Annotated in this window: 22 protein-coding genes and 1 pseudogene; 10 read left to right on the top strand and 13 right to left on the bottom strand. The window is 42.4% G+C overall.

The window, feature by feature from the left end:
- Positions 1-32: 32 nt before the first annotated feature.
- From rraB to C2M25_RS01240, 9 genes and pseudogenes are all read right to left on the bottom strand, one after another.
- Entirely contained in the window at positions 33-368 is a 336-nt protein-coding gene (rraB, locus tag C2M25_RS01280) for a ribonuclease E inhibitor RraB (RefSeq protein WP_054552644.1), read from the bottom strand.
- Positions 368-1,054 (bottom strand): 1-acylglycerol-3-phosphate O-acyltransferase, encoded by a 687-nt coding sequence (locus C2M25_RS01275; protein WP_082422959.1) that lies wholly within the window; start codon positions 1,052-1,054, stop codon positions 368-370. The genes rraB and C2M25_RS01275 overlap by 1 nt, the downstream gene beginning before the upstream one ends.
- 166 nt (positions 1,055-1,220) lie before the next feature.
- Positions 1,221-3,518 carry a DNA topoisomerase IV subunit A gene (parC, locus tag C2M25_RS01270; RefSeq protein ID WP_063702130.1) on the bottom strand — a complete coding sequence of 766 codons (2,298 nt, stop codon included), beginning with the start codon at positions 3,516-3,518 and terminating at the stop codon, positions 1,221-1,223.
- 10 nt (positions 3,519-3,528) lie between these two features.
- The gene (locus C2M25_RS01265) at positions 3,529-4,629 is read right to left on the bottom strand and encodes a PQQ-dependent sugar dehydrogenase (RefSeq protein WP_063702128.1); all 1,101 of its coding nucleotides are present in this window, start codon (positions 4,627-4,629) and stop codon (positions 3,529-3,531) included.
- 52 nt (positions 4,630-4,681) lie between these two features.
- A complete protein-coding gene (gene parE / locus C2M25_RS01260) occupies positions 4,682-6,571 on the bottom strand; it encodes a DNA topoisomerase IV subunit B (protein ID WP_063702126.1) in 1,890 nt (629 codons plus the stop codon).
- A 33-nt stretch (positions 6,572-6,604) separates the two neighbouring features.
- Positions 6,605-7,165 carry a YqiA/YcfP family alpha/beta fold hydrolase gene (locus C2M25_RS01255; protein WP_105174535.1) on the bottom strand — a complete coding sequence of 187 codons (561 nt, stop codon included), beginning with the start codon at positions 7,163-7,165 and terminating at the stop codon, positions 6,605-6,607.
- Positions 7,150-7,931 (bottom strand): annotated as a pseudogene (locus C2M25_RS01250) (metallophosphoesterase). Before C2M25_RS01250 ends, C2M25_RS01255 begins: the two are co-directional and overlap by 16 nt.
- Positions 7,918-8,376, bottom strand: a complete 459-nt coding sequence (locus tag C2M25_RS01245) for a DUF1249 domain-containing protein (RefSeq protein WP_063702119.1) — start codon at positions 8,374-8,376, stop codon at positions 7,918-7,920. Before C2M25_RS01245 ends, C2M25_RS01250 begins: the two are co-directional and overlap by 14 nt.
- Positions 8,377-8,385: 9 nt before the next feature.
- Entirely contained in the window at positions 8,386-9,018 is a 633-nt protein-coding gene (locus C2M25_RS01240) for an NUDIX domain-containing protein (protein WP_063702117.1), read from the bottom strand.
- Between the two features lie 150 nt (positions 9,019-9,168).
- Between C2M25_RS01240 and tolC the strand changes: the two genes are divergently transcribed.
- The 3 genes from tolC (at position 9,169) to C2M25_RS01225 (ending at position 12,178) form a co-directional block, all read left to right on the top strand.
- Positions 9,169-10,509 (top strand): outer membrane channel protein TolC, encoded by a 1,341-nt coding sequence (gene tolC / locus C2M25_RS01235; RefSeq protein WP_063702115.1) that lies wholly within the window; start codon positions 9,169-9,171, stop codon positions 10,507-10,509.
- Positions 10,510-10,616: 107 nt separating this feature from the next.
- Positions 10,617-11,543, top strand: a complete 927-nt coding sequence (lpxL, locus tag C2M25_RS01230) for an LpxL/LpxP family Kdo(2)-lipid IV(A) lauroyl/palmitoleoyl acyltransferase (RefSeq protein ID WP_063702113.1) — start codon at positions 10,617-10,619, stop codon at positions 11,541-11,543.
- 59 nt (positions 11,544-11,602) lie between these two features.
- The gene (locus tag C2M25_RS01225) at positions 11,603-12,178 is read left to right on the top strand and encodes a TcpQ domain-containing protein (protein ID WP_063702111.1); all 576 of its coding nucleotides are present in this window, start codon (positions 11,603-11,605) and stop codon (positions 12,176-12,178) included.
- A 7-nt stretch (positions 12,179-12,185) separates the two neighbouring features.
- On the opposite strand, the gene glnE is transcribed toward C2M25_RS01225, so the two are convergent.
- Complete coding sequence (gene glnE, locus C2M25_RS01220; RefSeq protein ID WP_105174533.1) at positions 12,186-14,972, bottom strand: bifunctional [glutamate--ammonia ligase]-adenylyl-L-tyrosine phosphorylase/[glutamate--ammonia-ligase] adenylyltransferase; 2,787 nt, start codon at positions 14,970-14,972, stop codon at positions 12,186-12,188.
- 72 nt (positions 14,973-15,044) lie between these two features.
- On the opposite strand from glnE, the gene C2M25_RS01215 reads away from it, so the two are divergent.
- The 6 genes from C2M25_RS01215 (at position 15,045) to ruvX (ending at position 19,306) form a co-directional block, all read left to right on the top strand.
- On the top strand, positions 15,045-15,938 hold the full coding sequence (locus tag C2M25_RS01215; RefSeq protein WP_063702105.1) for a DUF350 domain-containing protein: 894 nt from the start codon (positions 15,045-15,047) through the stop codon (positions 15,936-15,938).
- 28 nt (positions 15,939-15,966) lie between these two features.
- Positions 15,967-16,428 carry a hypothetical protein gene (locus C2M25_RS01210; protein ID WP_105174532.1) on the top strand — a complete coding sequence of 154 codons (462 nt, stop codon included), beginning with the start codon at positions 15,967-15,969 and terminating at the stop codon, positions 16,426-16,428.
- 69 nt (positions 16,429-16,497) lie between these two features.
- On the top strand, positions 16,498-17,232 hold the full coding sequence (gene rsmE / locus C2M25_RS01205; RefSeq protein ID WP_105174531.1) for a 16S rRNA (uracil(1498)-N(3))-methyltransferase: 735 nt from the start codon (positions 16,498-16,500) through the stop codon (positions 17,230-17,232).
- A 68-nt stretch (positions 17,233-17,300) separates the two neighbouring features.
- Positions 17,301-18,254, top strand: coding sequence for a glutathione synthase (gene gshB / locus C2M25_RS01200; protein WP_105180173.1), 954 nt, complete (start codon positions 17,301-17,303; stop codon positions 18,252-18,254).
- Positions 18,255-18,278: 24 nt separating this feature from the next.
- The gene (locus C2M25_RS01195) at positions 18,279-18,836 is read left to right on the top strand and encodes a YqgE/AlgH family protein (RefSeq protein WP_063702096.1); all 558 of its coding nucleotides are present in this window, start codon (positions 18,279-18,281) and stop codon (positions 18,834-18,836) included.
- 20 nt (positions 18,837-18,856) lie between these two features.
- Entirely contained in the window at positions 18,857-19,306 is a 450-nt protein-coding gene (gene ruvX, locus C2M25_RS01190; protein WP_063702093.1) for a Holliday junction resolvase RuvX, read from the top strand.
- Here the strand turns inward: ruvX and C2M25_RS01185 are convergent.
- From C2M25_RS01185 to C2M25_RS01175, 3 genes are read right to left on the bottom strand one after another with little or no spacing between them, the layout of a single operon-like run.
- The gene (locus C2M25_RS01185; RefSeq protein ID WP_233999183.1) at positions 19,303-20,175 is read right to left on the bottom strand and encodes a hypothetical protein; all 873 of its coding nucleotides are present in this window, start codon (positions 20,173-20,175) and stop codon (positions 19,303-19,305) included. The two genes, ruvX and C2M25_RS01185, sit on opposite strands and share 4 nt — an antisense overlap.
- Positions 20,176-21,309 carry a PilT/PilU family type 4a pilus ATPase gene (locus C2M25_RS01180; RefSeq protein WP_063702090.1) on the bottom strand — a complete coding sequence of 378 codons (1,134 nt, stop codon included), beginning with the start codon at positions 21,307-21,309 and terminating at the stop codon, positions 20,176-20,178.
- A gap of 14 nt (positions 21,310-21,323) precedes the next feature.
- Entirely contained in the window at positions 21,324-22,364 is a 1,041-nt protein-coding gene (locus C2M25_RS01175; RefSeq protein WP_063702088.1) for a type IV pilus twitching motility protein PilT, read from the bottom strand.
- Positions 22,365-22,366: 2 nt separating this feature from the next.
- On the opposite strand from C2M25_RS01175, the gene C2M25_RS01170 reads away from it, so the two are divergent.
- A complete protein-coding gene (locus tag C2M25_RS01170; RefSeq protein ID WP_063702086.1) occupies positions 22,367-23,080 on the top strand; it encodes a YggS family pyridoxal phosphate-dependent enzyme in 714 nt (237 codons plus the stop codon).
- The last annotated feature ends 12 nt before the right edge of the window (positions 23,081-23,092 follow it).

Raw genomic sequence — 23,092 nt, 5'->3', positions numbered from 1 at the left:
TGCTAACTTCCTTCCCTAGCAACTCGCTAACTTTATTCCTGAAAATAAGTACCCCAGCCGTCGTATTCAACGTCTGTTTGCTGAGCTAGTGCTTCTAGCTTGTCTACGTCTTCCATAATGGCTTCTACGTCAAGTTCACACTCAACAACCACGTCAAAGCTCCACACTTTCTCGCCGTCTTCTAGCTCAAGTTCTGCAGGTTCTTCAACATCGTAACCTAGTTTAAAAGCGGCTAAAGCGGCTTGCTCTAACTTTTCAAAATTTTCGCTAACAAAGTGGTGTTCCACTTCATAAAGTACTTCAGGATCTGAGCCATCTTCAAGTAATGAAGTAACGATGTCTTCAGTAATTTCGCGCCAATTTTCCATTATTTGTTTCTCACTTGAGCATCTAATTCAGTTATTTTAGCAGCCATAATCTGATGAACATGTGAAGCATGGTCACGAGCAGATACGTCTTTATCAAGATAAATCGGCGCTAACATTTCGAGGTAAATTGTACCATTATCCCAGCGATTTAGCTTAATAGTTTTGTGCGTTGTACTCATACAAACTGGCACTACTGGCACATCAGCACTCATTGCAGTATGAAAAGCACCTGTTTTGAAGGGTAATAAACCACGGCCATAGCTTCGCGTGCCCTCAGGAAACATCCAAACCGATAGGCCTTTTTGTTTTATTTTCTCAGCCGATTTAGAAATTGTGCCTGCCGCTTTTGAGCGGTTAGCACGGTCAATTAAGATATTTCCCGATAACCAATAAAGTTGACCAAAAAATGGGATCCATTTAAGGCTTTTTTTACCAAGGCTTACACAGTTTTCTGGCACCATGGCAGGCAAAGTGAATAAGTCATAGTTATTTTGATGATTTGCTACATAGACGGCAGGGCCAATGTTTTTAGGAGTCTCGTGATATTTAAGCTCTAACTTGACACCTAAAATTTTAGCTACCTTGCAAAACCAACCCGAAATAATATGCACATTATTGGTATGAAACGGCTTAACGATGCATAAAAGCAGACCAAAAACACAGCTTAAAACAATGAATAACGCCATGAAAATTATGCGAAAAAAAGCTAACAAACGAATTCTCCTCGTACTAATCAGCGCGCATTATAACGTGAAAAATGCTATTGCAATAGCTTTAAGCGCACATGTGTACGCTTAAATGTATTTGTGAGTTTTGCTAATAAAAAGGCCTGCAATTGCAGGCCTCTGTTTTTTACTCTGTTACTTCGCTTGGCGACTCATCACTATCATCAGTCTGGATCACTTCAACAACAGCTTCATCAACTCGCTGCAGACCACGTGGTAACTTATTACCTCGTCTACCGCGTTCACCATGATAATGCTCAAGATCAGACGGTTTGAGTGTCAGTTTTCGTTTCCCTGCATGCAGAGTTACGCTACTGCCCTCAGGCACCACAGCCAGTACTTTTACAAACTCTTCACGGGCTTGCACTTTCGCACTTGGGATAGAAATAATCTTATTGCCTTTACCTTTACTTAGCTTAGGTAAGTCGCGCAGTGGGAATAGCAACATTCGGCCTTCGTTAGAGATTGCCATACAGTAGTCAGTTGCTACATCAGTCACTCTAATTGGCGCGAGTAACTCACCCCCTTTAGGAACACTGACCAGCGCTTTACCGTTTTTGTTCTTACTCACCAGATCTTTAAAGTCGCTTATAAAGCCATAACCTGCATCTGAAGCCATTAACAACACTTGGTTGTCTTCTGCCATCACGACATGCTCAAAGTTAGCACCAGCGCTTAAGTTAAAGCGCCCTGTCATTGGTTCGCCTTGACTACGTGCTGAAGGTAAACTGTGGGCATCGGTAGCAAAAGCGCGACCACTTGAGTCTAAGAACACCGCAGGCTGATTACTCTTACCTCGCGCAGAGGCTTTATAACTGTCGCCTGACTTATAACTTAGCCCTTCAACATCTAAATCATGACCTTTACCGACACGTGCCCAGCCTTTTTCAGATAACACAACGGTCACTGACTCAGAAGGAATAAGATCTTTTTCGCTTAGTGCTTTTGCTTCTAAACGTTCAACAACAGGTGAGCGACGATCATCACCGTACATTTCAGCCGCTTCTTGGATTTCTTTTTTCATCAACGTCGACATACGACGCTCAGAACCCAAAATTTGCTCTAACTTGTCACGTTCAAGGGCAAGCTCATCTTGCTCACCTTTAATCTTGAATTCTTCAAGTTTTGCTAAATGACGTAGTTTTAATTCTAAAATCGCTTCAGCTTGAATATCGGTAATACCAAAGCGCTCCATTAATACAGGCTTCGGTTTATCTTCAGTACGAATAATTTCAATGACTTCGTCAATATTTAAGAAAGCAGTTAATAAACCTTCTAAAATATGCAAGCGTGCTAACACTTTATCTAAGCGGTATTGTAAACGACGGCGAACTGTTTCACGGCGGAACGTTAACCACTCAGTTAAGATACTACGTAAGTCCTTAACTTGCGGACGACCATCGAGGCCAAGCATGTTTAAGTTTACGCGGTAGTTCTTTTCTAAGTCTGTGGTTGCAAATAGGTGCGCCATTAATGGCTCAGCCTTGATACGGTTAGAACGCGGAACAATCACGATACGAGTTGGGTTTTCGTGATCTGATTCGTCACGTAAATCAGCAACCATTGGCAGCTTTTTAGCATTCATTTGCGCTGCAATTTGCTCAAGTACTTTTGCACCTGAACACTGATGAGGCAGCGCAGTGATCACTATGTCACCTTGCTCTTCAGTGTAAATTGCACGCATCTTAATAGAGCCACGTCCGGTCTGATAAATCTTACGAATATCGTCTTTCGGTGTGATGATCTCGGCTTCTGTTGGGTAGTCAGGCGCATGCACTAACTCAAGCAACTCTTCGATTTCAGCTTTTGGTTTATCAAGAAGTAAGCAACAGGCACTGGCAACTTCACGCACATTATGCGGCGGAATATCGGTCGCCATACCTACCGCAATACCGGTCACACCATTGAGTAAGATGTGTGGTAAACGCGCAGGTAACACCATAGGCTCATCAAGTGTGCCATCAAAGTTTGAGGTCCAATCAACTGTACCTTGGCCAAGCTCTTTTAATAAAACTTCAGAGAACTTAGATAAACGCGCTTCGGTATAACGCATCGCAGCAAATGACTTAGGATCATCCGCAGCACCCCAGTTACCTTGACCGTCCACCAGCGGGTAGCGGTAAGAAAACGGCTGCGCCATTAACACCATTGCTTCGTAACAGGCACTATCACCATGGGGGTGGTATTTACCCAGTACATCACCCACGGTACGCGCTGATTTTTTATATTTTGCTTGCGCCGATAACCCCAGTTCGCTCATTGCATAAATGATACGACGCTGTACAGGTTTTAGACCGTCACCTACATGAGGTAAGGCGCGATCCATGATGACGTACATTGAGTAGTTTAAGTAGGCGTCTTCGGTAAAACGCCCCATTGTTTGTTGTTCTATGCCTTGCATCAGCAAGGTATCTGTATCACTCATTAACGCTTACCTATTTTTTCTTAGCACTAACACGATAGATCACGTTAGCAAAGTCGTCTGAGATCAATAAGCTGCCATCTGCAAGCTCTGCAAATGCAACTGGGCGACCAAATGTTTCTTCGTTTTGCATGAAACCAGTGATGAATGGGGTGTATTTAGTAATACGACCTTGATCAACATTCGCTAGCATTACTTTATAACCTGACTTTTTACTACGGTTCCAAGAGCCATGCTCGGCAACAAATAATTGTTCTTTGTACTTAGCAGGGAACTGCTTGCCGTTATAGAAATGAATACCCAGTGGTGCAACATGGGCACCTAATGCAAGGGCTGGCGATTTATAGTCAGCAATGCTTTTGCCTGCGCCAAATTCAGGATCTAAAATCGCACCGGCGTGAACATAAGGGAAACCATAATGCGCGCCCTCTTCGCCTTCACCAACACGGTTAATTTCGCAAGGTGGGATGTCATCACCCATCATGTCACGGCCGTTATCGCTGAACCAAAATGCATTTGTTGTAGGGTGATAGTCAAAACCAACTGAGTTACGCACACCTTTGGCGATCGTTTTAATTTCTTTGGTATCAACATTTAAAGAAAAGATACGACCGTATTTGTCGTCTTCAGCGCAAATGTTACATGGCACACCCACTGGCACAATTAACTCACCAGTTGGTGCAAAGCTAATGAACTTCCAGCCGTGGTGACGATCTGTTGGGAACTTATCGTATACCACTTCGAATTTAGGATCTTTTAGATTTTTATCAATGTCTTTAAAACGAATAATACGTGACACTTCAGCCACATATAAATCACCATCTTTAACAGCTAAACCGGATGGCATTTCAAGGCCTGTGGCAATCACAATCTTTTTATCTGCTACACCATCACTGTTGTGGTCAATTAATGCATACACGTTACCTGCTTTACGCGAACCCGCGTAAACAATGCCTTTTTTTGATACCGCAATTTGGCGTGCATTTTCAACATCATCAGCAAATAAGCTAATAGAAAAGCCATCAGCGACTGTCAGCTTATCAAGAATATCTTTTGCCATTACTGGCGCTGATAACAAGCTCAGCGATAGTAAGGAGGTCAGTAATTTTTTCATTTTTGTCTTGCCCTTTAATTCGTTGCTAGCAATTAGGTTGCTACACCCTTTATTAAACTTCTGCGCGGTTACCGTGATCTTCTAACCATTGGCGACGGTCTGATGAACGCTTTTTCGCAAGTAGCATGTCCATCATCTCCATAGTTTGCTCTTCTTCATCCAAAGTAAGCTGTACTAAACGACGCGTATTAGGGTCCATGGTCGTTTCGCGCAGTTGTAATGGGTTCATTTCACCTAACCCTTTGAAGCGTTGCACGTTCACTTTGCCGCGTTTTTTCTCTGCTTCAATGCGCGCTAAAATACCGTTCTTTTCATCTTCATCGAGGGCGTAATACACCTCTTTTCCGATGTCGATACGAAATAGCGGTGGCATCGCCACATAGACGTGACCTTCTTTTACAAGCGCAGGGAAATGGCGAACGAACAGTGCGCATAACAAGGTAGCAATGTGTAATCCATCCGAGTCAGCATCGGCCAAAATACAAATCTTGTTGTAGCGTAGGCCAGATAAATCACTCGAGTCTGGGTCAATGCCTAGAGCCACTGAAATATCATGCACCTCTTGCGATGCTAAAATCTGCCCTGACTCAACTTCCCACGTATTTAAAATCTTACCGCGCAGCGGCATGATTGCTTGGAATTCACGATCGCGTGCTTGTTTTGCTGAACCACCCGCAGAGTCACCCTCTACTAAAAACAGTTCAGTGCGGTCATTATCTTGAGCGCTACAGTCAGTTAATTTACCAGGTAACGCAGGGCCTGAGGTAATGCGCTTACGGACAACTTTTTTGGCAGCACGTAAGCGGCGCTGTGCATTTGAGATACATAGCTCAGCTAATAATTCAGCAGTCTCAGTGTGCTCGTTTAACCATAAGCTAAATGAGTCTTTCACCACACCAGATACAAACGCCGCGCAAGAACGAGATGATAATTTCTCTTTTGTTTGGCCTGCAAACTGCGGATCTTGCATTTTTACCGACAACACATAGCTACAGCGCTCCCAAATATCATCAGGTGTTAGCTTTACACCTCGCGGTAGTAGGTTTCTGAATTCACAGAATTCACGCATTGCTTCAAGTAAACCTTGGCGTAAACCATTAACGTGTGTACCACCTTGTGCAGTAGGGATTAAGTTTACATAGCTTTCTGCAATGGACTCACCGCCTTCAGGTAACCATACTACAGCCCAGTCAGCGCCCTCTGTTGAGCTTGAAAACTCACCAATGAATGGTTCTTTTGGTAGTATTTCAAAACCTTTAACGGCTTCTGTTAAATAGTCTTTTAAGCCAGTTTCGTAATACCATTCTTGGCTTTCTTTGGTTTGCTTGTTAGTAAACTTGATACGCAGGCCTGGGCATAATACCGCTTTGGCTTTTAATAAATGATTAAGCTTAGTAATCGAAAAATTAGCAGAGTCGAAATAGCTGGCATCAGGCCAAAAGCGCACAGTTGTACCTGTGTTACGTTTGCCCACAGAGCCAATGACGTTTAAGTCTTCAACCTTATCGCCATTCTCAAAGGCCATGCGAAATTGCTGTGCATCACGGCGCACAGTAACTTCAACACGAGTCGATAGCGCATTTACAACCGAAATACCTACCCCGTGTAAGCCACCCGAGAATTGATAGTTTTTATTTGAGAATTTACCACCGGCGTGCAGCTTGGTAAAAATAAGTTCCACACCCGGAATACCTTCTTCTGGGTGAATATCAATCGGCATACCACGGCCGTCATCGATAACTTCAAGGGAATTATCTTCATGAAGAATGACATCTATTTTTGTTGCATGACCTGCCATTGCTTCATCGACACTGTTATCGATAACCTCTTGACCTAAGTGGTTAGGACGAACCGTGTCGGTGTACATACCTGGGCGGCGTTTTACGGGTTCTAACCCGTTTAAGACTTCAATTGCTTCGGCGTTATAATTTTGCTGACTCATAGTTTTTATATCTTTTATGCGCTTAGCTATGTTTTACGTGATTTTAAGAAAATCTACAATACTTGCAAAGGTTTGTTCGAAGCCGATAAAACTATGATCGCCTCCAAATTCAACGTGTTGCTTACACTGAGAATAATAGTTAACCGCCTGTTGAAAAGGCAGTACTTCATCGCCCGTTTGCTGTAACAAATAAAGCAATGAAGGAGTGTCTAATTGCGGCAAATATAAACTGCGCAATGCATCCATGTGACGAGTATCAAGTTCGTAATGACTATCTTGATACGGGTTATAATTTGGCCCTAAATAGTTATCGAGTAACTCAAATGGCCGAACCGCAGGGTTTATTACCACCGCAGGTATCGAATAACGTTGCGACAAATAAGTCGCATAAAAACCGCCTAATGAACTTCCTAGTAATACAGTATCATCATTTAGCAGTTGTTCTAATTGTAAAATTGCATGTAATGGTTCATGAGTTAATCTTGGCACCTGATAATCAACATCAAATTGTGCCATATGCTCACCAAAACGAACGGCTTTATAAGACTTCTCTGAGCTATTAAAGCCATGAATATAAATTACTCGTTTAGCCATACTACATCCGTGCTTAAGCGTAAGTTTTGTTGCTCATCAATTGTTAAGTTGATAACTCTAAATGCGGGGCCTAAATCGTCTTGCTGCCACGCCATCGTGTGTTTGGTAAATTGGATTGAGCTGGCCGGTGTCGCATACACACTAAGGTCACGGTAGGTTTGCCTGTACTCATGATGCACATGACCATGGAACACGCCAACACAATGCTCAGTATTGACGCACATATTTAAAAACTGCGGGCCATTTTCTAGCATATGTTTATCTAAGTAGGCTTGAATGGGTAGCGGATTATGATGACAAAACACCACGCTAGGTACCTGCCCTATTGCTTGGTTTAATTCATCTAAATGCGTGTGTGTTACCCAACCTGCTGGTGTCGGGCCTTTTGAGTTTGCCAACAGCAACTGCCCACCTAAAAAAGTAATACATTTATTACTTAAAATTTGCGGACTCGTAAGCTTTTCATATTCCGCGAGTTCATCATGATTGCCTGGTAGCCAAAACACCGGACAACTGAGCGCTGAGTCATCAATTAACTTAGCAAAAAGTTGATATGACTCGCTGCTGTGATCTTGTGTTAAGTCACCACCAAACACCAGACAATCCACATCTAACTTGGCAATAGCCTGTAAGCAACGCGCAAAATACGCCGCCGTATTCACGCTAAAGTATTCGCCCCTTGTGTCTTTTGATAAATGGCTGTCATGATATGGGCAACTTTCAATGCTGTTTTATCAAAATGGTAGGCGTAACTAAACCAAGCCATTATTTACATCCCAATTTAAAACTGCACGGCCGTTTTCAACACAGGCCACCAGCCAGTCATATAAAAAGGCGTTAAGCTGATATTTTTCATCTTTTTGATGCATATTCGGATTAGGGTAAGCATAGGAAGGCTTGATGCGCTGATGAAAATCATGATGCACAATTTCAGCGACTTTCGCATCATGATACATGCGCACAGTTAAATACAATGGCTTAACCGAAGGTAAATTACCCGTCTCTTGGCTGATAGAAATATCTGTGGTGTATTTTGCTGTATCGTCAACTTTAACCGTAAAAGTACTGTGACCTAATTGCACTTTACGCTCCTGACCGACGCGGCGTTCATGAGGTAAGAGCTTAAGCGCACGCACGTAATTATGCTCACACAAAGTTAAGTACTTAGGTAAGCTTTGAATATAACGCTGCTGGGCACTGACGTACGACAAAATAATCCCCTATGAGTTTTTCCAATCAGACAGTATACGTTGCTTATTCAGTGCTAACCACTGTAATGAGATAACTGTCGCTGCATTGTCTATTTCACCCTGTTCTAAGCGCAGCATAGCTTCATCGTATGACATTACATGGGTTTTGATATCTTCATCTTCATTATCTAAGCCAAAAATACCGCCTTGATACCCTGCTAAGTCAGTACGTGCTAAATATAAATACAAACGCTCAGTGGTGCCGCCGGGGCTTGAAAGATATGACATCATAAATTCCAGCTCATCAAGCTCAATACCCGCTTCTTCAAATGCTTCGCGCTTAGCAACCTCTTCGTAATCAGTGCTGCCATCTGCCATACCAGCAATACACTCAAGTAACCAAGGTGACTGCTTTGATGCGAGCGCCCCGATTCTAATTTGTTCGATTAACAAAACTTGGTCAGTCGCAGGGTCATAAGGAAGTACAGCAACAGCATGGCCGCGCTCTAAAATTTCGCGTTTAACTTCAACCGATTTACCACCTGCAAACAACGCATGATGAAAGCGATAGGTGTTAATTTTAAAGAAACCATCATAAACACGCTCAATTGGCTTTAACTCTATGTCATCATGGCTAAATTGTGAGATTGCTGATATTTTCATTCACTATTTCCTTCACGTTTTAAGTAAATGTTACGGCCAATTATATTCTGTTACACTTGGACATGCAGATTTACGTAATTTTTTTTTGGTTATTCATTAAAAAAGAGTACCATGGTCACAGTACAAAATTGTCTAAGGACTGAACGAACAATGAAAAAAACACTACTCGCTGCGCTGATTGGGTTTTCAAGCGCACTGACTGCAACAGCAAGTTACGCTGAAGACTTACTACAAGTTTACGAGATTGCGACAGCAAACGATCCTACCGTACTTAAAGCAAAAGCCCAAGCAGATGCGCAAGCCTTTGAGAGCGATCGCGCGTTAAGTGCACTATTACCACAAATTGGTTTAAGCCTTGGTTACCAATCAACCAAATCAGATCTTTATGACGGTACTGATGCAACGGGTTATACCGGTTATGACTATGACCCTGATGAATTCAGCCGTGGTATTAGCTTAAATCAAACACTGTTTGATTTAGGTGCATGGAATTCACTGGGTATTGCAGATAAACAAGCATTACAAGCAAATGCACAATATGATTATGCTCGCCAAGACCTAATTGTTCGTGTTGCTGATGGTTACTTCAACGTACTCAGTGCAATCGATAACCTTGAGTTTGTTCAAGCTGAAAAACGCGCTATCGAGCGTCAATTACAACAAACTAAAGAGCGTTATGCGGTAGGTTTAACTGCAATCACTGACGTACATGAAGCGCAAGCGCAGTACGATAACTCAGTAGCACAAGAAATCGTTGCTAAGAACAGCGTTGAAACAGCCCGTGAGCAACTTCGTGAAATCACAGGCAAATACCACGCAAAACTAGACATGTTGAATACAGATACGTTTTCAACGGTTGCACCTAACAAACAGTCAACTGACTACATTGAAATTGCAAAAGACAACAACTTAAACCTGCAAGTTTCAAAAGTAACGGTTGATATTGCTAAAGATCAAATCGACTTAGCAAAAGCTGGCCACTATCCGAAGTTAACGTTAAGCGCTTCATACGGTGACAGCCTTACTGATCTAAACAGCAACTCACATCAGCCACGTGAAGACAGTGCGAGTATTGGTGTTAACTTCAGCCTACCTATCTACTCAGGTGGCGCGACTACAGCAGCGACTGATCAAGCTCGCGCATACTATGTTGCGGCAAGTGAAGATTTAGAAGCAAGCTTACGTGCAGTAACTCGCTCAGTGATCACATCGTATAACCAAGTGGTATCTGACATCGCGACTTATAAAGCGCTGCAACAAGCTGTTGTTTCTGCTGAAAGTGCACTTAAAGCAACTGAAGCTGGCTTTGAAGTTGGTACACGTACTATCGTAGACGTATTGATCAGCACGCAAAACCTTTACAATGCAAAAAGTAACTTAGCAAACGTTCGCTACCGTTATGTTGTTTCAACATTACGCTTGAAACAAGCTGCTGGTACGCTTACTAGCGAAGACCTTGTTGCAATTAACCAAGGTTTAAAAGAAATCTAAGTATTTCTTCTATATAGTCCTTACTCGAAAGCCAGCCTCGTGCTGGCTTTTTTGTATTTTTAAGGACATACAGTTAAACTAGCTTTTTTATTTTTAGAGATTTTTTTGTGGTTAGTTCATCTCCTTTTAAAGCGTCTTTTTTAGGCCCTCGTTACTGGTTAACTTGGATTGGCGTGTTCTTTTTATACCTTATCTCTTGGTTACCACATAAATTACAACTTGCACTTGGAAAACTGCTGGGCCGTTTAGTCCATCGCTTTATGAAGCGCCGCCGTCATATTGCAGAGGTCAACATTCGCTTATGTTTTCCTGATATGCCTGAACATGAACAACGCGAATTAGTCCGCAAAAACATGGAAAATACCGGTATTGCAATGATGGAAACCGGCATGGCTTGGTGGTGGCCAAATTGGCGTATCAATAAAGTATTTGGTTCAGTTAAAGGCTTGGAGCACTTTGAAAAAGCTCAGCAATCAGGTAAAGGCGTGCTGTTACTTGTGCCACACTTTTTACACTTAGAAATGGCGAGCCGTATTATGGGTGTAAAACACCAAGGCATTGGCTTTTATCGTCCTCATAATAACCCTTTGATGGAATATTTCACGACTAACGGTCGCCTTCGTTCAAACGAATATTTAATTGGCAAAAAAGATGTCAAAGGCTTATTGCAAGCACTTAAAAATAAAAAGGTTTGTTACTACCTGCCAGATCAAGATTACGGCCGTAACCGCTGTGAGTTTGCCCCTTTTTATGCGGTAAAAGAAGCAGCCACAACAACGGGAACGCTGTTATTTTCAAGTAGCCGTAACTGTGAAACGGTAAGCTTAACAAGTCGTCGTGATAAGGATGGTCGCTACCACCTAGAAGTATTACCTGCTCTTGAAAACTTCCCAAGTGGCGATGACCTTGCAGACGTTACTCACGTAAATCAGCGTATGGAACAAGCCATCGATTTAGCACCTGAGCAATATATGTGGCTTCACCGCCGCTTTAAAACTCGCCCTGACAAGAACGCACCTTCTTATTACAAGTAGAGTGACATTTTGCTGTTTATATGGTTTTATTAAGCTAATTAACAACAAGAGTATTAGAAATGTGGTTTTGGGTTAAGCATTTATCATTAGCTTTTATTTTGATTGCTGCTGCTATTTACTTTTTATTTGGTAGTGGTCCTGTATTGGACATGAAAGATACCAAAAATGCTGCAGCACAAGGTTTATCGCGCTTTTATGCAGCGCTACGTAACCAAGTGAATGACAAAAATAATGAGCGCGATAAATACGTTCTAAAATTGCCTACGCCTGAAACCAGCTTAGATGTCGCGCTTTTTGAACGCGAAAAAGTCGTCGAGCCTTCATCACCAAACTGGACTGGTGACATCCAACCTCGCCGCTTTGAAAATGGCAATACTTTAAAAGATGTACTGTCTGACTATGCCCGTCACGAAGACATCGTGTTGTACTGGTATTTAAGCAAAGACTATGTTGTAAAAGATCATTTTCGCGTTGATAGTAACTTTGTTTCAACACTTTACCAAGTTGGTCGCGCCATCAACGATGATTTCGAAAATGAGGTTTACACCTATTTTTGCTTTAAGCAAAGAGCAGCGGTTATCACCGAGCTGCCCTCTGCTTATGTGCGCGAAAACTGCCGTCGCTTAAAAAGCTAGCTAATATCTAAAACACCTCTTGCCACGCCAGACTTACTAAGTCGATGTGCTGAGTTAACTCAGCACGTGGCGCACAACGTCCCTGCTGATTCAAACTCATTACGTGATAACGTGAACGATAGGCAATATACGCAGCCACTAACTCTTGCTGCATTTGCACAGTAATACAGCCTAAACGGGCAGCATCAGCTAAAATGCGCACATTATCAGACCATGTCGTTAGCTCAGGGTACTGCACTGCATTGTTCAACACCAAATATTGAGTGATAAATTCAATATCTGTGATACCACCTCTATCTTGTTTTAAATCAAACAGCTCATCATCACCTTTAGCAAGGTGTGCACGCATTTTTTCTCGCATTTCAACGACATCGGTTTTCAACTTTTCGTTATCGCGAGCTTGGCATAAAACGTCTTTGCGAATTTGAGCAAAACGTTCACTCAACGAGTCTTGTCCGTAAATCATGCGTGAGCGAACCAAGGCTTGATGCTCCCAGGTCCAGGCTTGAGTTTGCTGATAGTGGTAGTAACTTTCTAGATTAATAGCCAATAAGCCCGACGCCCCTTCAGGACGCAAGCGCGTATCTAGCTCATACAAAATGCCTGACGCAGTGCGGGTATTGAATAAGTGCATTAAACGCTGCGCAAGTTTTAAATAAAACTGCCTAGAATCAATCGACTTATCACCATCGGTATAACTGCTGCCATCATGGTTATGCACAAATACCAGATCAAGATCTGAATCATAACCAACTTCAAAGCCACCCGTTTTCCCGTAAGCAATCACCGCAAAGCCCTTTTCTTGCTCTGTCGTATTGGCAGGTTGGCCAAAGCGCTCAACACACGCATGCCATGCAATATTGACCGCTTGCTCTACAATAGCCTCAGCAAGTGCAGTGAGGTGATCGCTTACCTTCATCACACTCAACACACCGGTTGCATCGGCTGCGGCAATGCGTAACTGATGCGTTTGTTTAAACTGACGAAGTGCTTCCATTTGCAGCTCTAAATCGCCATGTTCGATACGCAAAAAATACTGCCTGATTTCATCTTTGTAAGCGGATAAAGGTGTCGGTTTATAAAGTACCTGCGGATCAATCAGCTCATCAAGTAAAATTGGATAACGAGAGATATGCTCGCCAATCCATTTACTATGACAACAAAGTGCAACCAGCTGATTTAATGCCCCAGGATTTTCATATAACAGCTCTAGGTAGGCGGTACGTGAGATGATTTTATTTAACACTTGGCAAATCATCGTAAAGGCATCACTGCTCGCTTTCGCCACGGTTAACTGTTTAAGTAAAAGTGGCATTAATTTATCGAGGATATCACGACCGCGGCTGCCAATTTTCGCTTTTGTTAGACGCGCTTTAAAGTCTTCAAGCGCCACTTGCCAATCAAGGTTAGGTTCACACATCAGGCTCACATCAGTCATTTCCCAAGCGCTAATGTACTCACTTTCACACGGATCCGCCGTTTCACTTTCAAAGCCAATCACTTGCTCGAATTCACCATGCACTTGCGCCATGGTCTGCTCAATACTTGTTAAACACTGTTTAAAGTCATCTTTGTTAAGCAAATAACATAAGCGTTGTTGGTTTAACTCATCATCAGGTAGGGTTTGCGTTTGTTTATCTGCAAAAATTTGTAAGTATTGCTCTATTTTACGAAGGTCTAAATAGTTCTGTGTTAATAAATCGGCCTCTTTACTCGACATCACTTGATTATTAACCAGCTCTTTTAAAGCAATTAGCAGTGACTGAGTTTGCAAGTTAGCTTCACGGCCGCCTCGAACCATTTGTAGCGCTTGCACCACAAACTCTACTTCTCGAATGCCACCTGCCCCTAATTTAATATTGTTTGTGAGGCGTTTTCGGCGTACCTCTTGGGCGATCATTTGCTTCATCTTACGTAGCGATTCAATCACCGAAAAATCAATATAACGTCGGTAAACAAACGGGCGTAGCAATTCATAAAACTCCTTCCAGTAAGGGTTTTCAGTGCCAATTAAGCGCCCTTTGAGCATCGCATAACGTTCCCATTCACGCCCTTGCTCTTGGTAATAATCTTCCATTGCATGAAAACTCATTACCAAGGGTCCGCTTTCACCAAACGGGCGCAAACGCATATCAACGCGAAATACTTGGCCATTCACTGTGGTTTGGTTAAGCGCCATTATGAGCTTTTGCGCTACTTTGGTATAAAACACTTGGGCTTCTACTGAGCGACGACCGCCTTGCGTTGCAACATCGCGAGGATAAGAAAAAATTAAATCAATGTCTGATGAGTAATTGAGCTCTCCCCCACCAAGTTTACCCATCCCCAGCACTAACATGGCAATTGCATTACCTTCATTATCAAGTGGCATACCACTGACTTTTGCGACCTGCGCAAACGCCCACTGGTTAGCACTATCAATGAGCTGACTTGCAAGGGCCGAGATATAAGCAATGCTATCGGCAATTGGATTTGCACAACACAGGTCAAGGTAAGCCACTTTCAACCAATACTTTTCTCGATACAAGCGCAACTTTGCCATTGCGGCACTGTCGTCCAGCTCGTTAATCTCAGTACTGTTTAGAGGCAGTTCAACAGTCCGATTAGCAAGTTCATTGTCATCAAGTAGCCAGTCTTTTAAGTCAGGTTGAGATTGTAAGCAATTCCACGCAAAGTCACTTAAAGACAACAAGTTAATAATTTTATGTTGTTCAGCTTGCCCTTCATACAAGCTCGCAAAGCGGGTTTGCCCCAATTGATAAAGGGACTCGGGAAGCGCGTGTAAATTACTCATTAAATACTCTCTTTTAACTTGCCAATAACCGTACTAGAATGATTATCAAAGAATTATTTAGCAGGGACCTGCATGTCATATTTATCATTATCTAACACTAGTTTAGTCGCGATTGCTATTAGTTTCGCTGTAATTTGCGTCACCATAGTACTGCTACGTATTCTAACGCAAATTAAAGCAAAACAAGCGCTTAAAGAAGAGCTTGCGCAACATGATAATTTTGCCATGGGGATCAGCTTTGCTAGCGAAATCCTGGTGGTCATTACCACCATCGCCTATATTTTTGATGAAATCAGCTTAAGCGCCGCACAGTCTAATCCACTCAAAGTACTTTTACTCATTGTACTTTTGTTTACCTTTATTAAAGTCGGTCATTTAATTCACCGTAAATGGATTTTGCATCGCTTTAACGAAGAAGCAGCCATACTCAAGCAAAATGTGTGTGCCGCCTTGGTCGATTCAGGTATGTTAATCGCGAACTGCATAATTTCTTTAGGTCTTTATAACTGGTGTCATACCCAAGGCTACAGTAGCTTACTTATCGCCACGGTGAGCTTCTTTGTACTGCAAGGGATGTTTGCCCTTGATAGTAAAATTCGTGAGTATCGTTTTGCAAAAGCCAACCAAGGCGCATCACTGCAAAGTAATTTTAATCTCGAAAATACTTCTATTGGGATTCGCTATGCAGGTAAGTCTATTGGCCTAGCACTTGCGGGCTATGCTGGTCTTGCCAGTGCATCATTTATTAGTGGTAAGATGGTAGAAAATTTATTCACTCTCGTATCTCATTGCGGGGCGATGTGGGTATTGCTGTATGTTTTGAGCTACATTATTAAATATATCTCGCTACCTAATATAGACACATCCTTAGAAGTAGATCACCAAGATAACATTGGTATAGCTTGTATTGAGTTTGCCGTTTTCGGTGCAATAGGCTATTTACTAATAAGTATGTTTTCAATTTGATACGGAAGTATTTGAATCGTGAGGCATTATGCCCTTTAAAGTTAATAATTATTTATTAGTTGATATAGATGATGAGTTTAGCCGCGCATTTGCTCAGCACTACTTTGCAAATGCCGAAAATTCGACTCTAGTTGTGGCTGGCGCTAATAGCCGCCACATGGTTAAACTCATGTTCGATCAACTCGTTAAAGATTATTGCTATTGCGATTTTAGTAACGAAATTAGCGTTTCAGAGCTCGCCAGTTATCTACACGAACATCATGATATTCAAGGTGTGCTGATCAATCAGACCGACTATCAACTGGCGAATGATGCACAAAAGTTCATTTATAATTCGCTACACAAAATACGTTACTTAGTACAACAAGATGGGCATAGCTTTAGTTTTATTCCCTGCCCTGATCCTGCTCATATTAATCACCTTTCGTGTCAATCTGAGATTGCTGAAACCACCGCTCATGCTTTAACTGCCAAAGACGAATTTAAATAACAAATAAATAATTGCACCTAAGCCGCTGTATACTTACCATATTGCTAAAATTATTGATAAGTGACAGCCATGCGAGTTCCTCATATTTACCAACCTTCAGCGATTTCTTTAAACACCCCGGTAGCACTTGATGATGATGCCGCAGGCCATGTTGGCCGAGTATTGCGTATGCAAGTCGGTGATAAAGTTTCCATTTTTAATGGTGAAGGAGGTGAATACCTCAGTGAAATTATTGAAGTAAGCAAAAAAAATGTGTTGGTTGAGCCACAAGAATTTATTGATCATGATGTGGAATCACCGTTAAAAATTCACTTAGGACAAGGTATATCACGCGGCGATAAAATGGATTTTACAATTCAGAAGTCAGTCGAGCTTGGTATCACTGAAATCACACCTATTTTTAGTCAGCGCTGTGGTGTCAAACTAAGCGGTGATCGATTACAGAAAAAACACCAACAATGGCAAAAAATTGCGATTGCAGCTGCAGAGCAATCAGGCCGTAACTTTGTGCCTGTTGTGCACCCACCTATCGATATAAAAGAGTGGCTAGAGCAAGCAAGTGATGCGATTAAGCTTACTCTGCATCCACGCGCTGAGCACAGCATTAAAACGATTCAAGTACCCAGCGAAGGCGTGCGCTTTTTAGTCGGTCCTGAAGGTGGCTTTACCGATGAAGAAATTGACATAGCTAAACAGCAACACTTTGTTGATATTCGCTTAGGGCCACGTGTTCTGCGAACAGAAACAGCCGCTCTTACAGTATTGAGTGCATTGCAATTGCAGTTTGGCGATTTAGCGAATTGAAAACCGTAAAAACACCCATATATCAAAGTAACAAAACACAGTATGGCATACGACTCTAAGGCAAAAACATGGCAATTAAGTTAGGCATAATCTCTGATCCAATTAGTGGCTTTAATATTAAAAAAGACACTGGTTTTGCAATGATGATGGAAGCACAAAAACGCGGCTACGAAATTTACTACATGGAAATGGATGACCTGTCTCTGCGTCAAGGTCAAAGCTATGCAACAGCTGCCAAAGCCCGTGTATTTGATGATGTAAATCACTGGTATGAATTAGAAGAAAAAGCCACCATTGCTTTAGCTGATTTAGACGTTATTTTAATGCGTAAAGATCCGCCTTTCGATACTGAGTATATCTACGCAACCTACATTTTAGAGCGAGCTGAGCAAGCAGGCACACTGGTAATCAATAAGCCACAGAGCTTACGTGATGCGAACGAAAAACTATTTACCGCTTGGTTTAGTGAACATACACCCGATACTTTGGTAACGCGCAGCCAAGCAGACATTCGTGCATTTTTAGCTGAGCATAAAGATATTATCTTAAAGCCGCTTGATGGTATGGGTGGAGCATCAATTTTCCGCATTAAAGAAGACGACGCAAATATCGGTGTGATCTGCGAAACATTAACCGAGCATGGTAGCCGCTTTGCGATGGCACAAAACTATATTCCTGAAATCAAACAAGGCGATAAACGCGTACTTGTGGTTGATGGTGAAGTAATGCCGTATTGCCTAGCGCGTATCCCACAAAATGGCGAAACACGCGGTAACTTAGCAGCAGGTGGTCGTGGTGAAGCACGCCCAATTAGCGATTCAGACCGTAAAATTGCAGAGGCTATTGCACCAACCCTTAAAGAAAAAGGCCTGATTTTTGTTGGCCTAGATATCATTGGTGACCGCTTAACTGAAATCAATGTGACTGCACCAACCTGCGTAAAAGAAATTGAAGCGGCATACGACATTTCAATCACTGGCCACTTATTTGATGCCATTGAAAGAAAACTGAGCCATACTTAATTTAAACAGTAAAAGGGGCGACTTATGCAGTCATTAGAGAATCATTTCTTAATCGCAATGCCGAGCATGCAAGACCCTTTTTTTAAACGTGCAGTCACTTATATTTGTGAGCACAATCAAGATGGTGCGATGGGCTTGGTGATCAACCAGCCTATCAACATCACTGTGGGCGAGCTACTCGATAAAATCGAAATTGATAACGACAAAAGCAAGCAAGCAGCGGGCTTTGCTGTGTATGCTGGCGGACCTGTAAAAACCGATCGTGGGTTTGTATTGCATTCGCCTAAGCCAGGTTATGCGTCAAGCCAAAAACTCAGCAGTGACATCATGATCACCACCTCAAAAGATGTGTTAGCAAGCCTAACCACTAATGAGGCACCAGATCAGTTTATTATCACACTGGGCTATGCTGGTTGGGATCAAGGTCAATTAGAGCAAGAGCTGTTAGAGAATTCGTGGTTAATTATTAAAGCAGACCCTGAGATCATCTTTAACACTCCCGTTGAAAAACGCTGGGAAAAAGCAGTCTCTATGCTGGGCTTTGATGTTAGCCAATTAAGCTCTGAAGCAGGCCACGCCTAACTTTATATATTTTTAAGACTATGACAAAACGTACTTTTAAGCCGCTCGGTGAACGCACCGTTATGGGCTTTGACTTTGGCACCAAAAGCATTGGTATTGCCATTGGTCAAGAACTCACAGGAACGGCTTCAAGCTTACACGCAGTGAAAGCGAAAGATGGTATTCCTGATTGGCAGCTGATTAAAAAGCAAGTTGACGAGTGGCAACCAGATTTAATGGTGGTTGGCTTACCGCTCAATATGGATGGCACCAATCAAGAAGTCACTTTCAAAGCCAAAAAATTCGCTAATCGCTTACACAATCACTTTGGTATCCCGGTTGAAACACAAGATGAGCGTTTGACGACTGCTGATGCCAAAGCTCGTTTATTCGAACAAGGTGGTTATCGAAACCTTGGCAAAGGTAACGTTGATAACATGTCTGCAGTAATCATTTTAGAAAGTTTCTTTGAGCAGTTTTATGGTGACTAACGGGCTTTGTTAATCACAGTATTGCTGTTTAAATCTGGAATAAAGCCTGCCTCTCGGTAGGCTTTTTCAATTGCGCCTGTTTTACGTAGTTGCGAAAGCCCCTTTTGAATTGCAGCAAAAGCCGCTTTGCCATCGGGGTGACTCTTCGAAATAATAAAATGACGGCTATCATTGAGCTGGAGTACAAGGTTTGGCACTGCAACCAGTTCAATATTTTCTAAACTATAACGGTTATTGAGACTCGGCATCAGGGGCATCATCATAAAATCAACCCACTGCATCGATACAGTGCGGACTTGCCCAAGCCACTCATCTTCTCTGAGCAGTTCTTTTAGTGGCAGATCCGATAACGTTTGCCAATCGGTTTGCCAGCGTGGTGTTGACACCGCAGTTAATTGTTTAAAGTCGGCAAGCTGTTTTACTTTAAGCACTTTTTTGTTGTTCGGCGAAGTAAATATGCCCGCAAAATACTCACCATTTCTAATGACAGGATCTGAGATATATACTGACTCTGCAAGCTGCTTTGCATCAACAGACCAAACACTATCGAAGCTTAATAGTAATTGGCCATCCTCTAACAACTTGGTATTACGATAATTAACATTCCCTTTGTGGTAGCGAAATGGCTTAGTAAAACCACCTAAACTCAACGCTTGTTGAGCGATGATCATATCAACGACGTCGCGGCGAATGTAAGCACCACTAAAGTCTTTAACTTCAATGGGCTTACGACCATTCAAAAAGCGACTGTAATCGTCATAAACATCATCGCGAATAAAAATAACCACGCTTTTATTGTCATTACCGTATACGTGAAACGTACTCAATAATAAAAATAACCAGCCGATTAAATTTACTCGCAGCAGCATTTATATATCACTCTTACCATCAAGGCCATCGATAGTCACACCTTGTAAGAAACCAGCACCACTTTGTTCATTGTTTTGCAGCTTAATCATTAGGCGTAAGTCATTTGGCGAGTCAGCATGGTGCAGCGCATCAGCGTAGTTAATACGACGCTGTTTATAAAGCTCAAATAACGCTTGGTCAAAGGTTTGCATGCCCATTTCTTTCGATTTAGCCATGGTTTCTTTGATAGAGCCGATATCGCCACGCTTGATGAGCTCTGCCACCATCGGTGAATTTAGTAGAATTTCGATAGCAGCGACACGCCCTTCCCCATCAGCAGTTGGCACCAACTGCTGCGCAACAATGGCGCGAAGGTTCAGTGCAAGGTCGTACTTTAACTTATCGTGCTTTTCTTTAGGTACTAAGTGCATGATACGGTCAATGGCTTGGTTGGCATTATTCGCATGCAGTGTTGCCACACACAAGTGACCGGTTTCAGCAAAGCTAAGTGCGTATTCCATGGTCTCTTGTGAACGGATCTCACCAATTAAGATCACATCAGGTGCTTGACGCAGTGAACTTTTCAGTGCTGATTCAAAGCTTTCTGTATCTAAACCAACCTCGCGTTGAGTGATGATACTTTTACGATGTTCGTGGACAAACTCGATAGGATCTTCAATGGTAAGAATATGACCACGTTGATTGCGATTACGATAACCCAAAAGCGCTGCTAATGACGTAGATTTACCTGTGCCTGTACCACCCACAAACAGCACTAAACCACGTTTTGCCATGATCACATCGGTTAATGTTGATGGCAAACCAAGTTCATTCACATCAGGAATTTGCGTAACGATACGGCGAATAACCATACCGGCTCTATCACGTTGCCAAAAGGCTGAAACACGGAAACGGCCTTCATCGGTTGCAATCGCAAAGTTACATTCTTTAGTGTCATGAAACTCTTTGCGCTGTTTATCGTTCATTGCAGACTCAACTAAAGCGAGTGAATCTTCATCAGAGAGTTTTTCATCACTTAAAGGCAACAGTTCGCCGTTTACTTTTGCACTGACAGGAAGCTGGCTCGAAACAAACAAGTCTGAGCCTTTTTTGTCGATCATGACTTGTAAAAAATGATTTAAAGGTAAAGACATTTTAAATAGCTCCGTTAACCACCAAACTGGGTTTTATCTTGCGCTTTAGCTCGTGCATCATTGGTTGTAATAATGCCGTAGTTAACTAAGTTTGCTAAACATTGATCCATGGTCTGCATACCATGCGATGCACCGGTTTGAATTGATGAATACATTTGTGCAATTTTATCTTCACGGATCAGATTTCGGATAGCCGGCACACCAATCATAATTTCGTGTGCTGCAACTCGCCCACCACCTACTTTTTTAAGTAAGGTTTGCGAGATTACAGCGCGTAATGATTCAGATAACATTGAACGTACCATGTCTTTTTCTTCACCTGGGAATACGTCAATGATACGGTCAATGGTTTTTGGTGCTGATGTGGTATGCAAGGTACCAAACACCAAGTGGCCTGTTTCTGCTGCGGTCATCGCAAGACGGATTGTTTCAAGGTCACGAAGCTCACCCACTAAGATAACATCCGGGTCTTCACGAAGTGCGCTTCGAAGTGCATTGGAGAAACTATGCGTGTCACGATGAACTTCACGTTGGTTAATAAGGCTCAGCTTATTATCGTGCACGAATTCGATTGGATCTTCGATAGTTAAAATATGGTGATGTTTAGTTTGATTAATATAATCAACCATCGCCGCTAAGGTCGTTGATTTACCCGACCCCGTAGGGCCTGTAACCAACACTAAACCACGTGGGTTGTCGGCAATGGTTTTAAAAATATCTGGGGCACCTAAATCATCCAGTGTTAATACATCGCTTGGGATAGTACGAAACACCGCAGCCGGGCCACGGTTTGAGTTAAATGCGTTAACACGGAAACGCGCAAGGTTTGGTACTTCAAATGAAAAATCCACTTCAAGATTTTGTTCGTAGTCCTTACGCTGATTATCGTTCATAATATCGTATACCAGACTATTTACATCTTTTTGTTCTAATGCTGGAATATTAATACGACGCACATCACCATCAACACGTATCATAGGTGATACGCCCGATGACAAGTGTAAATCCGAGGCTTTGTGTTGCACACTAAAGGCCAATAATTCGGTAATATCCATTTATGACTCCACAACCAACTGATAATTATATGGTTACAATAGCAGAACGACTTACATCCGCCTACGCAAGAATTGCTCAAGCTGCAAAAAATAATCATCGCGATGAGCAATCAATCAGCCTATTGGCTGTTTCAAAAACAAAACCTGCAGACGATGTGATTGCCGCCTATACGCATGGTCAACGCCAGTTTGGCGAATCATACGTTCAAGAAGCAGTCACAAAGGTCACAGCATTGGCTGATTACACAGACATTATTTGGCACTTTATTGGCCCTATTCAATCAAATAAAAGTGCACAAGTAGCCACACATTTCGATTGGGTACAAAGTGTTGACCGCACAAAAATTGCAAAACGTCTTAATGAGCAACGACCAGCCGACAAAGCCCCGCTCAATGTATTAATTCAAGTTAATATTAGTTTAGAAGAGGCGAAGTCAGGCTGCCACCCAGACGAGCTAATGGCATTGGCCGAATTCGTCAATCAATGCCCTAATTTGTGCCTGCGTGGTGTGATGGCGATTCCTGCCAAAACCGACGATGCCCAGCTACAATTACAATATTTTGAGCAATTAAGCGCTTGCTTTGATAAACTAAAGGCCCAATATCCCCAAGTAGACACCTTGTCGATGGGTATGAGTAACGATGTTGAAGCGGCGATTGCAGCTGGTTCAACCATGGTACGCATTGGCACGGATATATTTGGCCAACGAAATTAAAAGGTGATAACA

Source organism: Pseudoalteromonas sp. T1lg21, from assembly GCF_002964625.1.
Taxonomy (GTDB): Bacteria; Pseudomonadota; Gammaproteobacteria; order Enterobacterales; family Alteromonadaceae; genus Pseudoalteromonas; species Pseudoalteromonas gelatinilytica.
This window is presented reverse-complemented; position numbering and strand designations above follow the sequence as displayed.